The sequence below is a fragment of the Streptomyces sp. NPDC059909 genome (genome assembly GCF_042730885.1).
GTDB lineage: Bacteria > Actinomycetota > Actinomycetes > Streptomycetales > Streptomycetaceae > Streptomyces.
The window spans coordinates 27436-39023 of sequence record NZ_JBHWKX010000069.1 but is presented as its reverse complement, the minus strand read 5'-3'; the positions used below and the strand labels follow the sequence as shown (position 1 = coordinate 39023).

At 70.4% G+C, this 11588-nt stretch carries 15 protein-coding genes and 1 pseudogene; 6 read left to right on the top strand and 10 right to left on the bottom strand.

The window, feature by feature from the left end:
* Positions 1-445: 445 nt before the first annotated feature.
* The 6 genes from ACFV9O_RS32325 to ACFV9O_RS32300 form a co-directional block, all read right to left on the bottom strand.
* Positions 446-1000 (bottom strand): TIGR03086 family metal-binding protein, encoded by a 555-nt coding sequence (locus tag ACFV9O_RS32325; protein WP_385424141.1) that lies wholly within the window; start codon positions 998-1000, stop codon positions 446-448.
* Complete coding sequence (locus ACFV9O_RS32320) at positions 997-1539, bottom strand: SRPBCC family protein (protein ID WP_385424139.1); 543 nt, start codon at positions 1537-1539, stop codon at positions 997-999. The genes ACFV9O_RS32325 and ACFV9O_RS32320 overlap by 4 nt, the downstream gene beginning before the upstream one ends.
* Positions 1536-1898 (bottom strand): ArsR/SmtB family transcription factor, encoded by a 363-nt coding sequence (locus ACFV9O_RS32315; protein WP_385424136.1) that lies wholly within the window; start codon positions 1896-1898, stop codon positions 1536-1538. Before ACFV9O_RS32315 ends, ACFV9O_RS32320 begins: the two co-directional genes overlap by 4 nt.
* A 677-nt stretch (positions 1899-2575) precedes the next feature.
* The gene (locus ACFV9O_RS32310) at positions 2576-2905 is read right to left on the bottom strand and encodes a TfoX/Sxy family protein (protein ID WP_385424133.1); all 330 of its coding nucleotides are present in this window, start codon (positions 2903-2905) and stop codon (positions 2576-2578) included.
* A gap of 47 nt (positions 2906-2952) precedes the next feature.
* On the bottom strand, positions 2953-3405 hold the full coding sequence (locus ACFV9O_RS32305; RefSeq protein ID WP_385424130.1) for an SRPBCC family protein: 453 nt from the start codon (positions 3403-3405) through the stop codon (positions 2953-2955).
* Positions 3402-3869, bottom strand: a complete 468-nt coding sequence (locus ACFV9O_RS32300; protein ID WP_385424128.1) for an SRPBCC domain-containing protein — start codon at positions 3867-3869, stop codon at positions 3402-3404. The genes ACFV9O_RS32305 and ACFV9O_RS32300 overlap by 4 nt, the downstream gene beginning before the upstream one ends.
* Positions 3870-4112: 243 nt before the next feature.
* Between ACFV9O_RS32300 and ACFV9O_RS32295 the strand changes: the two genes are divergently transcribed.
* The 3 genes and pseudogenes from ACFV9O_RS32295 to ACFV9O_RS32285 form a co-directional block, all read left to right on the top strand.
* Positions 4113-4301, top strand: a complete 189-nt coding sequence (locus tag ACFV9O_RS32295) for a hypothetical protein (protein ID WP_385424126.1) — start codon at positions 4113-4115, stop codon at positions 4299-4301.
* A complete protein-coding gene (locus ACFV9O_RS32290; protein WP_385424123.1) occupies positions 4298-4741 on the top strand; it encodes an SRPBCC domain-containing protein in 444 nt (147 codons plus the stop codon). Before ACFV9O_RS32295 ends, ACFV9O_RS32290 begins: the two co-directional genes overlap by 4 nt.
* A gap of 1 nt (position 4742) precedes the next feature.
* Positions 4743-5021: pseudogene (locus tag ACFV9O_RS32285) on the top strand (DNA alkylation repair protein); the annotation flags it as partial.
* A gap of 178 nt (positions 5022-5199) precedes the next feature.
* Here the strand turns inward: ACFV9O_RS32285 and aspA are convergent.
* Together aspA and ACFV9O_RS32275 are read right to left on the bottom strand one after the other, a co-directional pair.
* A complete protein-coding gene (aspA, locus tag ACFV9O_RS32280; protein WP_385424121.1) occupies positions 5200-6669 on the bottom strand; it encodes an aspartate ammonia-lyase in 1470 nt (489 codons plus the stop codon).
* 114 nt (positions 6670-6783) lie between these two features.
* Entirely contained in the window at positions 6784-7812 is a 1029-nt protein-coding gene (locus ACFV9O_RS32275) for an asparaginase (protein ID WP_385424118.1), read from the bottom strand.
* 205 nt (positions 7813-8017) lie between these two features.
* On the opposite strand from ACFV9O_RS32275, the gene ACFV9O_RS32270 reads away from it, so the two are divergent.
* The gene (locus tag ACFV9O_RS32270) at positions 8018-8473 is read left to right on the top strand and encodes an Lrp/AsnC family transcriptional regulator (protein ID WP_385424116.1); all 456 of its coding nucleotides are present in this window, start codon (positions 8018-8020) and stop codon (positions 8471-8473) included.
* Positions 8474-8739: 266 nt separating this feature from the next.
* Entirely contained in the window at positions 8740-9213 is a 474-nt protein-coding gene (locus tag ACFV9O_RS32265) for a Rieske (2Fe-2S) protein (protein WP_385424113.1), read from the top strand.
* Here the strand turns inward: ACFV9O_RS32265 and ACFV9O_RS32260 are convergent.
* Positions 9200-9856 carry a cysteine hydrolase gene (locus ACFV9O_RS32260; protein WP_385424110.1) on the bottom strand — a complete coding sequence of 219 codons (657 nt, stop codon included), beginning with the start codon at positions 9854-9856 and terminating at the stop codon, positions 9200-9202. The genes ACFV9O_RS32265 and ACFV9O_RS32260 overlap by 14 nt on opposite strands.
* 125 nt (positions 9857-9981) lie before the next feature.
* Between ACFV9O_RS32260 and ACFV9O_RS32255 the strand changes: the two genes are divergently transcribed.
* Positions 9982-10440, top strand: coding sequence for a pyridoxamine 5'-phosphate oxidase family protein (locus tag ACFV9O_RS32255; protein WP_385424107.1), 459 nt, complete (start codon positions 9982-9984; stop codon positions 10438-10440).
* Between the two features lie 211 nt (positions 10441-10651).
* Here ACFV9O_RS32255 and ACFV9O_RS32250 read toward each other — a convergent pair whose 3' ends face one another.
* Complete coding sequence (locus tag ACFV9O_RS32250; RefSeq protein ID WP_385424104.1) at positions 10652-11551, bottom strand: LysR family transcriptional regulator; 900 nt, start codon at positions 11549-11551, stop codon at positions 10652-10654.
* Positions 11552-11588 lie beyond the last annotated feature (37 nt).

The window sequence follows — 11588 nt, the reverse complement described above, 5'->3', positions numbered from 1 at the left end:
GCAGACCCGTGGTCCAGCACGGGTCAGGGCAATCGAGACAAGCGCTTCCTCCCGGGCGTGAACGCCCGGGGTTCCGCGCTAGATCGTGCTGAACAAGTTGCGTTACCGCCGCGCTCTCGGTCAGAAGCTGTGTCTGAACCTCTTTCCGCTGGTCACAGCGTTATGAGGGAGGTGGGGAACCTGCTTGCCGTTCGGTGCGGCGTCGATGGACGGATCGTCGAACGGCAGCGGAAGACCCTCGGTCTTCACGCGGCGAGGGACGCCGACGACTGCTGGGGCCGCCGGTGCCGGCCAGACGGCGGGAGATGAGCGTGATGAACGCCCACCGGATGTGCGCTTCGGCATGGGAGATCTGCGCTCGTAGTCCCTTACGTTGCGCCTGGCCCGCATCGTCCACGAGTTACTCCGTTCCACCACCCGCCTCCTGGGCAGCAGGGAGACACACTCAAGGCTTACGGCCGATGAAGGCGAGCAGGCGAGTCTGTACGTCGGCGCTTTCGGGTACCTCGACCCGTGGTCCGTACTGCCCGCTCTTGCGGAGCACGTCGTCGAGCGGCAGCATCCCGTCGAGCAACTGGGCGCACCTGCCAGGGTCGAGGCGCTCCTCCTGGCCGGTGGCCCGCGCCAGGTCCCAGGTGTGCATGAAGACGTCGGCGGTGTAGAACCGGTCGACCGCCTGGTCCAGCGGGACCTCTCCGATGTGCTGGTTCGACAGCATCCTCTGCGCCGTGGCCGGATCGTCGAGGAGGGCCTGCACCCCGTCGCTGTGCACCGTCCAGGCCGCCACCGGGTCGTCGTCCACCGACGGCCCTTTCGGCAGTTCGACTCCGGCGCCAGCCTTCAGGAAGTCCGGGAACCACTCGACAAGGTGGCGCACCACATCCCGGGCGACCCACCCCTCGCACGGCGCTGGGTTGTCCCATGCCCCGGGACGCACTCCGCGCACGCGGTCCGTGAATACCCCTGCGACGGTGCGGTGCTCATCGGCTGCCCTCGTCATGATCTCAAGCCTTCCATCTCGGTACGTCGGTCGGCGTTGCCGCTCTGGCGGCCGCTGAGCAGTTCGTCAAGCCGCTCGTGGCCTTCCCGGACGCCGCGTTGCATGCCGCTCTTGATCATCGAGTCGCGGGCCTCGATGGAGTCCATGAGGGATTTGGTGGTGACCCGGGTGCGACCGCCGAGGTCCTCGAAGGCGGTTGTCTCCAGGCTGACGCCGTCCGGGAAGCCGTCGAAGGCGAAGGTCTGCACGATGCGCTCGTTGAGGCGTACCTCGTGGAACACGCCGCGGAAGCCGTACTCCGTCCCGTCGTCCTCGCGATGCACATAGCGGTACGACCCACCGCTGCGCGTGTCGTACTCGTCGATCCGCATGGTGAGCCGACGCGGGCCGAGCCACTGGACGACCAGGTCAGGATCGGTGTACGCCCGGAACACGCGCCCCGGCGAAGCATCGAACTCCCGGACGATGAGGATGGTGGGCAGAGCCGGGTCGGCCACGATCTGCGTCTCGTGCCGGCGGTTCGCCTTCGTGGTGCTCATGATGCCGCCTCCTTCGTCGGGGTGCCCGTCGCCGGCTGTTCCTCCATCTGCTCGAGGACGGCATCGAGTTGACGGAAACGGTCCTCCGCCTCGCGCCGGTAACGTTCGATCCATTTCGTCATCAGGTCGAAGACCTCTCCCTCAAGGCGGCAGGGCCGCCGCTGAGCGTCCCTGCTGCGACTGACCAGACCGGCGTCTTCCAGGACCCTGATGTGCTTGGACACGGCCTGCACGGTCACGTCGTACGGCTCGGCCAGTTCGTTGACCGTGGCATCCCCGGCGGCCAGCCTGGCCACGATGTCGCGCCGGGTCGGGTCGGCCAGAGCGGAGAACACCCGGGACAGCCGGTCGCTGGCCATCTCGCACCTCGCATCTTCAACCAATCGGTTGAATAAACCTACGGCCGACCCTATGGCCTTGTCAACCGACTGGTTGAATAGCGGCCGACGCACCGGACGGCTACGGCCGCCGCCCGAGATGCACACCACCGGCGAGACCGCCAACCGCAGCCGCGCCGTTCTCAGCCCTCTCGGGGACCTTTTCGCCGCCGTCTTCTTCCTCGCCGTCGAACTGATCCGTCAACCCCGACGACCTGCTGCCGCTCCTGCCGGCCGCCCTCGCGCCGGCCGCGGTCACGACCGCGACGAAAATCGCCACCGGCCGCTAGGCCGACTCCCGCGAACAGGTAGGACCCCCCGGTCAGCTCCGCGCCGGAACAGCCCTTGTCGCGCGCGGCGAGTTCTCCCTCGTCATCATCGGCCTGGTCGGCACGATGCACGACGACGTCGCCCCCCCTGGTCACTGCCTACGTCTTCATACGCGCCATCACCGGGCCCGTCCTCACCCGCTTCTCCGGTGGACTCCCGGCCGGCAAAGGACCCACAACGGCCGCCAGTACCAAGTAGTTCCGGGGCTGGAAACCCTCACCCCCGCGGACGTGATCCTGGCCGAGATCGGCGTGGCCATCTCCGGCCCGTCAGCACGGGCGACCTGAGCTCGTGGGTCGGCGTACGGCACGGTGCCGGCCCGTGCTCGGTCACTTGGGAGGCAGGCGGGCCGCGAAGGTGCGGCCTTCGTCGATCCAGGCGTCGAGGTCGGTGTCCTCGGCGAGCGCGGATGCGGCGACGACGACCCAGCCACGCATCGGGCGGCCGGTGAAGTCGAAGACGCGCGCACCGGGCCGGGCGAGGGCGGCGTCCGTGCCGTCGGGTACGACGCGGACCACGAGTTCGTCCCCGATGACGCCGACGGCCATGTTGCCCTGATGCAGGAACGCCAGGCCGCCGAACATGTGCTTCTCGGTGATCGCCGGATCCGCGCTCAGGCGTTCGCGGATCCGCGCAGCCAGTCCTTCGTCGAATGCCATGTCGGACTTCCCTCCCTTGCCCGGACCGCCCAGGTGCGGACCGGCGGTCATGACGGTGACTCCAGCAGCTTGCGCTCGAGGTCGCGCAGGTCCTTGCCGATGGAGGAGCGGACCTTCCTGGCCATGATCGGCGCGGCCAGGCGGTAGTAGCCGCCGGCATCGCCCCGGACGCGGATACCCGCGAGTGTGCCGTCGGGATGCGGGGTGAAGGTGTAGGTGATGTGCATCGGCACAGGGCCTGCCACCGACACCATGTCCAGCAGCCTTGAGGGTTCGTGCTCCGCGATGCGCAGCACGTAGTCGATGCGCTTGCCGAGGAAGTACGCGGTGCGGGTCACCTCGGCGCCGACGCCGAACCCGCCCGCGTCGGCTTCCCGGGTCAGTGCCGCTTCGCGGATGCCCTGGGTCCACTCGGGGTCATTGCGCCAGTCCATGGCGTAGGCCGCCACCTGTTCGGGCGGGAGCGGAATCACCCGCTCCGCCGTTGCGTCGATCGTCATCGTGTCGCCTTGTCATGAGGGTGGGCCGTGCCGGGACGGGCCGGCCTGCGTTCCACCCAGCATTCCCGCCGCCTGCGGCGGCTGCGCGGGGAAAAGCGACCGCTGCCGACGGGTGTCCATGGCATACGGGGCCGTTCCTTGCCGGTCCGGCCCCGTGGGGCGGCCGGACGGGCGGTGTTGGGGAGGGCGGGGTTCAGACGGTGAAGTACGGGACCGGGGGTGCCGGTCTCGACGTACTCCTTCAGGCGCATGAACATGCCCGCCCAGCCCATGGTGACCTCGCGGAACATGTCGTCGACCTCCGCGAAGCCCGCATGGTCGAACCGCACCACCGTGCCGCCTTCGGGGTGTGCCTCCAGGGCGTGGACGATCTCGATGCCGATCCCCTGCGGCGGTCCTGCGACCACGGTCTGCGTCAGGCGCTTGCCCGGCTCCGCCGTCTCGATGCGGAAGTCCCAGGTCATCGGGGCCCCGGGAAAGGCGAGCCGGTGCGCCGACGCCCTCGCCGATCTCGGCGCCGGTGGTGAACCAGCCGGCCACGCCGTCGGCGGTGGAGATCGCCCGGTAGACGGTGTCCGTGTCGGAGTCGATGCGGATCTGAACTGCGATGCCGGCCATGAGGGTCCGTTCGTCGGGGGTCGGGCGGAAGCGCCGTGCCGCTATTTTAGCCGACGCTAAAATAACCTCTCGCATGAGCAGACCTCAAGGTGCTCAGGGACGCGGGTCTGGTTACGCTGCGCCAGGACGGCAGGAAGCGCTTCTACCGTGCGGACCGCCGGCGCATGGGCCCGCTGGACGACTACCTGCAGTCGATGTGGGCCATCAAGCTCGACGCCCTCGCCGGACTGGCGGAGGTGGCCGAGCGTAACGCGACGTCCGAAGGGAGGACCAAGTGAGCACAGGCGCAGGTGTGGTGACGGTGGAGCGGCGCATCGCCGCCCGGCCCGAAACCGTGTTCTCCTTCTTCACCGACCGGGAGAAGTGGCTGTCCTGGATGGGCAGGGACGGCGCGTTCACGTTCGAGCCGGGCGGGGCCTACCGGACGAACGTCACCGGTGAGAACGTCGCCGAGGGGCGCTTCGTCGAGATCGACCCTCCCAAGCGACTCGTCCTCACCTGGGGCTGGGCCGAGGGCAGCATGCCCGTACCGCCCGGTTCCACCACGGTCGAGATCACCCTGGAGCCGGTCGCCGACGGCACCCTGTTGCGCCTGGTCCACAGCGGCCTGCCGTCCCCCGCGGCATGCGCCGCCCACGAGGAGGGCTGGACGCACTACATGCAGCGTCTCGCCGTACGGGCGGAGGGCGGCGACCCAGGCCCCGACCGGTGGATGTGACCTGCCCGCCAGGCTTGGACAGGAGCACATCGCGGACCGGGGAGTCTGCGACTGGTACGCCACCGAGGCGCTGCACGGATTCGTCGGCCAGGACGCTGCCGAGCGCGCGGCCCGAGCCCACGCGGTCGCCGCGTGGTCGAAGGCGCCCGGCCTGTGGCAGCGCCGGGCCTCCGTCGTCGCGTTCGACAAGCCGGCTGCCCGGACGCCGCCGCCCTTCCCCGAGTTCACCGACCCGATGCTCGAGGCCTGCGCCGCGAACCTCGTGAGCGACGGCCGATTCGCGCATTCCGGCCCGGGCGGCTGCTGCGCGAGCTGTCGCGCATGCACCCGAGGCCGTCGGGCCCGGCCGTCGGCAGCAGGGCCGCTGCCGTCCCGGCCGGGTCAGGTCGTCGGTTGCCGGCCGATCGAAGCGAGGGTCGCGGACACCGCCCGGGGTCCGCAGAGCCGACCAAGGGCCTTCACCGCGGCGACGGGCCTGCGGTGTGGGCGTGAGACGCCGGGTCGGCCGCGTGGATGTGCGGGCGGGCGAGATTGTCCGGGAGCAGGATGCGCTGGAGCTCGTCCTTGGTCAGCAGGCCCTTGTCGAGGACGAGGTCATGGACGCTGCGGCCCGACGTGAGGGCCTCCTGCGCGACGGAGGTGGCCTGCTCGTAGCCGATGTGCGGGTTGAGCGCGGTGGCCAGGCCGATGGAGCGGGCGACAAGGCCGGCGAGGTGCTCACGGTTGGCGGTGATGCCGCGGACGCAGCGTTCTGCAAGGGTCAGACAGCCGGCCCTCAGGTGCGTCAGGCTCTTGAGCAGACTGTGGGCGATGATCGGCTCGAAGGCGTTCAGCTGGAGCTGGCCCGCCTCGGCGGCCATGGTCACCGCCACGTCGTTGCCGATGACTTCGAACGCGATCTGGTTGACCACCTCGGGGACGACGGGATTCACCTTGCCCGGCATGATGCTCGAACCGGCCTGCACCGGCGGCAGGTTGATCTCGGCGAAGCCGGCGCGCGGTCCGCAGGACAGCAGCCGGAGGTCGTTGCAGACCTTGGAGAGCTTGACGGCGATGCGCTTGAGCACGCCGGACAGCTGAACGAACGCACCGGCGTCCTGCGTGGCCTCCACGAGGTCGTCGGCGACCGTGAGCGGCAGTCCGGTGATGGTCCGCAGATGCCGGGAGGCCAGCGCCGCGTACTCGGGGTGGGCGTTGAGCCCGGTGCCGATCGCCGTTCCCCCGAGGTTGATCTCACGGATCAGTTCGCGTGCCTCCGTGAGGCGCTTGTGGTCCTCGCCGAGCATGACGGCGTACGTCGCGAACTCCTGACCCAGGGTCATGGGCACCGCGTCCTGAAGCTGGGTACGGCCCATCTTCAGGACGTCCGCGAACTCCTCCGCCTTCGCCGCGAAGGCGGAGCGGAGCACCTCCATGGCGTCCAGCAGGCGCTGGGCGGTGAAGTCAAGGGCGATCTTGACGGCGGTCGGGTAGACGTCGTTGGTGCTCTGTCCTGCGTTGACGTCCTCCAGCGGGTGCAGTTGGGCGTACTCGCCCTTGCGGTGACCGAGGAGTTCCAGGGCGCGGTTGGCGACGACCTCGTTGGCGTTCATGTTCGTCGACGTGCCCGCGCCGCCCTGGATCACGTCGACCACGAACTCGCTGTGCAGTTTCCCGCCACGGATCTCCTCGCAGGCGGTCACGATCGCGTCCGCCCTGCGGCCGTCCAGGAGGCCGAGCTCTCGGTTGGCCAGGGCCGCTGCCTGCTTGACGCAGGCGAGGGCGATGACCAGGTCCGGGTAGGCCGAGATCGGGGTGCCGGTGACAGGGAAGTTCTCCACGGCCCGCAGGGTGTGGATCCCGTAGTAGGCGGCGGCCGGGACGTCCCGTTCGCCGAGCAGATCGTGCTCGGCGCGGAACTCGGAGTGGGCAAGGTCGTTCGTGGCCATGGAGGTGCGGACTCTCTTGTCGGGTGCGTGTACGAAGAGGTGGGTGCGGGAGCGGCTGGGCGGGTTCCAGGGCGGCGTGCCGCGCAGGTCCGGCGGGCTCCGGGACCATCCGGATCAGGCCCTTGCCCGGACGAGTTCGACGGCCGGGTCGTCGTCGGCGGGCACGGCCTCGCCGAGCGCATGCCGCAGCACCCGGTTCCGCTCCCGCGGATCGGGGGAGGCGAGCAGCGCGGCGAGTACGGCGATCCGGGCCTGGCCGGCGCGCAGCGTGCCGGTCGGCACGGCGCCCGCGGCCACGAGGTCGACCGCGCCGCCATGGGTGTAGATCTCGGCAACCGGTCCGGCCTGGACACGGGTGGTCAGCGCGATGAGCACGCCGCGGGCGGTGGCGGAGGCGACGGCCTCGACGATTTCGGGGGTCGCGTTGCCGGCGCCGGTGGCCACGAGGACGATTCCCTGGGCCCCGGCGTCCACGGCCGCGTTCAGCAGCAGCGGATCGCCGTCGGCATGGTGCATCACCATGTCGACACGGGGCGGGCTGTCCGGCATCCAGGGCAGCGCGAGCGCGGCGGCGCGCCGCGGAGGGCGCAGTACGGAGACCCGCCCGAAGCCGACGTTCCCGACGCGGGCGCCGGACGGGTCGCCGAAGGCATCACGGGCGAGCGTCTGCGTCTTGACGGTGCCGCGAGCCGCGTACACCTTGCCGTCGAAGGCGACCAGTACGCCGAGACCGCGCGTGGTGGCTGCGGTCAGGAGTGCGTCGTGAAGGTTGCCTGATCCGTCGCCGTCGGCCGCGTCGAGCGGAAGCTGGGCGCCGGTGAACACCACCGGGCGGGGGTCGTCGTGGTGGAGGTCGACCAGGAACGCCGACTCCTCCAGGGTGTCGGTGCCATGGGTGACGACGATGCCGTCCACGCCGGGATCGGCGAGCACCTCGTGCACCGTGCGCAGCAGGGTGAGCTGGTGGGCGGTGGTGAGGCGAGGGCTGTTCACGCTGAACAGGTCGACGACCTCGATCGCGAGGCCTTCCGGCACCGCGGCGATCGCCATGACGTCCCGGCCGTGCGCGTCGGCGGCGTACCCCGACCCCTGCCACCGGCTGGCTATCGTCCCACCGGTGCTGATGACGACGATCCGTCCCACAGTGCCCACTCCTCGTCCGTGCCGCGGTCGAGGCGGCGAACCCGTCAGGACGCGGCCCGGCCCCGCTCTTGGCCCGGCCGGGCTGCGTCCCATGGCTGATCCGGGGATGGCCGGAGCAGCCGAACGCAATGATAGGGACATCTACCCGCAATTTGATCGCCAGTTTTAGCTTCAGCCCTCAGGCTTCGAGGTGAATAATTGCTCCATGGACGAGATCGACAGGCATATCTTGCGCGAGCTGCAGAACGATGGGCGACTGAGCAACCAGGAACTGGCACAGCGCGTGGGCCTCACCGCCTCGCCGTGCATGCGCCGCGTCCGGCAACTGGAGCAGGACGGGGTGATCCAGGGCTATCGGGCCGTCATCGACCCGGAGGCGGTCGGCCGGAGCTTCGAGGTGCTCGTCTCCATCGAGGTCGAGCGCGACCGTGAAGTGGTCGAGGCGTTCGAGTCCGCCCTCCAGGACATTCCTGACGTCATCGAGGCACATCGGCTCTTCGGCAGCCCGGGGTGCCTGCTGCGCGTCGCGGTAGCGGATCTGCGCGCGTACGAGCGGCTGTGGATCGAGAAGCTGACCGCACTGTCCGGCGTCACCGAGGTCAACTCGCAGATCATCATGAAGCGGATCAAGGAGCCGCACGGCCTACCGGTGGACGGGTGACACCGCCCGGGTGGCGTCATCACGCCCGGCGCCCTGACGGCATTCACCAGCGACGGCCCTCGCCCCGCGCGTCCGCCCTTCCGCCCACGTCCCGCGGCACCGGGAGGGAGCCGGGGCAGGACTCCTGTGCAGCACTGGCAGTACTACTGCTCGGTTTTCGGCGTGGCCCGTTGAACGGGGTGCCCCCCGGTCCCGTAGAACATCAAGAGCGGCAGAACATCAAGAGCGGCCTGAACAGGGGGCCGACCGTTGAAGGGGAGTCGGGCATGACCGGAACGCAGGGACCGGCACGCAAGGTGGCACGGCGCACCGTCGTGGCGGCGGCGGGCGGAGCAGGGCTCGCCGCGGCACTGACGGCGTGCGGCGGCTCTGAAAGCTCGGGCACCGTGGGCGAACAGCCCGCGGGCAGCGGCGGCACCACCGGCGGTTCCGGCGGCACGACGGGCGGTGGCGGCGGGGGCAAGGTGCTGGCGAAGACCGCGGACATCCCGGAGGGCGGCGGCGTGGTCGTCGGCGATGTCGTGGTGACCCAGCCGAAGGCGGGCGAGTTCAAGGCCTTCTCGTCCAAGTGCACCCACCAGGGCTGCGCGGTGAAGAACGTCACCGGCGGCGAGATCATCTGCCCCTGCCACAACAGCAAGTTCGACGCGACGGACGGCAGCGTGAAGGCCGGTCCCGCCACCACGGGCCTGCCGGCCGCGTCGATCGTGGTGGAGGGGGACTCGATCAAGCTCGCGTGACGGGTGTGCGCCGAGGACGCTTCCAGCAGGCGAGTACGTCGTCGGTGGTGGTGACCGTGGCGACGAGCGACAGGGTGTTGCGGATCATCGCGGGGGTGTAATCGGCAGGCACCCCCGCGATGGCGTCCGCCGGGACGACCGCCGTGTAGCCGAGATTGACGGCGTCGAAGACGGCGTTCGGGATGGCCACATTGGCCGAGACGCCCGTCACGACGAGGGTGCGGCAGCCGAGGTTGCGCAGCAGCGCGTCGACGTCGGTCCCGGCGATCGGGGACAGCCCGTGCAGCCTGCGTACGACGATGTCCTCGTCCGCGACCTCGATCGGCTCGGCGATCCGGACCGCCCTGCTGCCCGAGTGCTGCTGCACGGGCAGGCGCTCGGCGGCCCGGAAGAGGCGCGCGTTGCGGTTCGAGCCGCGCCCGTCCGGCCGCCGCTCCGCGACCGCGTGGAGGACCTGCACCCCGGCGTCGTGCGCGGCGGCGACGAGACGGGCGATCTGGGTCAGGGCACCGGATGCACGTGCCGCGGCAGCGAGTTCGGGCAGGGCGCTGTCCTTGCCGACGACACCGTTCTGGCACTCGACGGTCAGCAGCACCGTGCCGGCCGGCTCGAGCTGCTCCACCAGCTGTTCGAACGACGGCATCTCTCCGCCCTCCTCGTCGACGTGTCCGGCAGTTCACCGGGCGCGCGACGGTAACCGGCATTGCGCCATGAGGGAAGAGCGTCCATGATTCCTGACACCCAGTCAGCTATCGGGAGGGGCCCGACATGGCCGTCACTCAGCGCCGTGGCCGCCGGATCATGATGACACCGGCGGAACTGGACGCGTTCCTCGCCGAACAGCGCACCTGCCGGGTGGCGACGGTGTCCGCGGACGGGCGGCCGCACGTCAGCGCCCTCTGGTTCGCCTGGGACGGCACGTCCCTGTGGCTCTACTCGATCACCCGCAGCCGCCGCTGGACGGACCTGCGCGGCGATCCGCGGATCGCCGTCGTCGTCGACGCCGGCGAGGAGTACGGCGACCTGCGCGGCGTGGAACTCTCGGGCACGGCCGTCTTCGTCGGCGAGTCCCCGCGCACCGGCGAGCCCTGCCCCGAGCTCGACGCCCCCGAGCGCCTCTTCGCCCGCAAGAACTTCAACCTGGACACGATGCCCCACGACGGCCGCCACGCGTGGATCCGGCTGACACCGGACGCGATCGCGTCGTGGGACTTCCGCAAACTCTGAGCCGGAGGGCACATTCCTGCGCCCGACGGCACCTTCTCTGCCGGTCCGGCGGTCGAGGACGGGACACCCCGCCACACTCACAGCGGCGGCACGCTCCCGGCCCGTCCGGCGATCGAGGACGGGACCCGCCGCCCGCGCACCGGGGAGAGCCGTACGCCTCCCAGCCCCTCCCGCAGGGCGCAAGGGCCCACGGGGCCACGCCCCGAGGGAGTCAGACCGCCGCCGCGGCCTCCCGCAACGCCTCCACCGCCGCCCGGATCGAGGGCCGCCTGTCCGCGTCGGTACGCCAGATCGCGTAGATGTGCCGGAGCATCTTCTGCCGTACGGGGACGAGCCTGACCCCCTCCGGCACCGGACCGCGCCCCAGCCTCGGCGTCACACAGACGCCGAGCCCCGCCGCGATCAGCGCCAGCTGGGTGTGGTGCTCGCCCGCCATGTGCGCGATCCGGGGCTCGATGCCCTTGGAGCGCAGGGTGAAGACGAGCCACTCGTAACAGAATTCGCCCTCCGGCCAGGACACCCACTCGTCGTCCGCGAAGTCCTCCAGGTCCACCTCCGCACGACCCGCGAGCGGGTGGTCCACCGGCATCGCGACATCCGCCGCGTCGTCCAGCAGCTGCGCCCTGGCGAGCCCGCCCGGCACCGGCAGCCGCTTGTTGCTCCAGTCCAGCACGACGGCCAGGTCGAGATCGCCGCGCATCACCTGCCGCACCCCGTGCTCGGGCTCCAGCTCGCTGCACCGCAGGCGCAGTTCGGGATGCGCGGTGCGCAACACCCCGGCGGCCGCCGGGAACAGCCCCCGCGCCGCCGTCGGGAAGGCACCGATCCGCACCTCGCCGACCACCTGCCCGCGCTGCGCCTCGATGTCGGCCTGGGCGATCTCCACCTGGGACAGGATCCGCGCGGCGTGATCGGCGAGCAGCCGGCCGGCATCCGTGAGCCGCACCCCCCGCCCGTTCTTGGCGAGCAGCTGCTGCCCGACCTCTCGCTCCAGCTTCGCCATCTGCTGCGACACGGCCGAAGTCGTCACGTGCAATCCGTCGGCGGCCCCGCTCACCGAGCCGTGCCGGGCCAGCGCGTCCAGGGTCCGCAGGCGCTCCAGGTTCAACATGTAAGCAATGCTAAGCCAAACCATCAATGAAGTCTCG

What these genes read in the sequence shown, in the direction of transcription:
- ACFV9O_RS32325 (WP_385424141.1), bottom strand. Translation starts at nt 1,000, where the DNA reads ATGACGAGGGCAGCCGATGAGCACCGCACCGTCGCAGGGGTATTCACG.
- ACFV9O_RS32320 (WP_385424139.1), bottom strand. Translation starts at nt 1,539, where the DNA reads ATGAGCACCACGAAGGCGAACCGCCGGCACGAGACGCAGATCGTGGCC.
- ACFV9O_RS32315 (WP_385424136.1), bottom strand. Translation starts at nt 1,898, where the DNA reads ATGGCCAGCGACCGGCTGTCCCGGGTGTTCTCCGCTCTGGCCGACCCG.
- ACFV9O_RS32310 (WP_385424133.1), bottom strand. Translation starts at nt 2,905, where the DNA reads ATGGCATTCGACGAAGGACTGGCTGCGCGGATCCGCGAACGCCTGAGC.
- ACFV9O_RS32305 (WP_385424130.1), bottom strand. Translation starts at nt 3,405, where the DNA reads ATGACGATCGACGCAACGGCGGAGCGGGTGATTCCGCTCCCGCCCGAA.
- ACFV9O_RS32300 (WP_385424128.1), bottom strand. Translation starts at nt 3,869, where the DNA reads ATGACCTGGGACTTCCGCATCGAGACGGCGGAGCCGGGCAAGCGCCTG.
- aspA (WP_385424121.1), bottom strand. Translation starts at nt 6,669, where the DNA reads ATGGCCACGAACGACCTTGCCCACTCCGAGTTCCGCGCCGAGCACGAT.
- ACFV9O_RS32270 (WP_385424116.1), top strand. Translation starts at nt 8,018, where the DNA reads ATGGACGAGATCGACAGGCATATCTTGCGCGAGCTGCAGAACGATGGG.
- ACFV9O_RS32265 (WP_385424113.1), top strand. Translation starts at nt 8,740, where the DNA reads ATGACCGGAACGCAGGGACCGGCACGCAAGGTGGCACGGCGCACCGTC.
- ACFV9O_RS32260 (WP_385424110.1), bottom strand. Translation starts at nt 9,856, where the DNA reads ATGCCGTCGTTCGAACAGCTGGTGGAGCAGCTCGAGCCGGCCGGCACG.
- ACFV9O_RS32255 (WP_385424107.1), top strand. Translation starts at nt 9,982, where the DNA reads ATGGCCGTCACTCAGCGCCGTGGCCGCCGGATCATGATGACACCGGCG.
- ACFV9O_RS32250 (WP_385424104.1), bottom strand. Translation starts at nt 11,551, where the DNA reads ATGTTGAACCTGGAGCGCCTGCGGACCCTGGACGCGCTGGCCCGGCAC.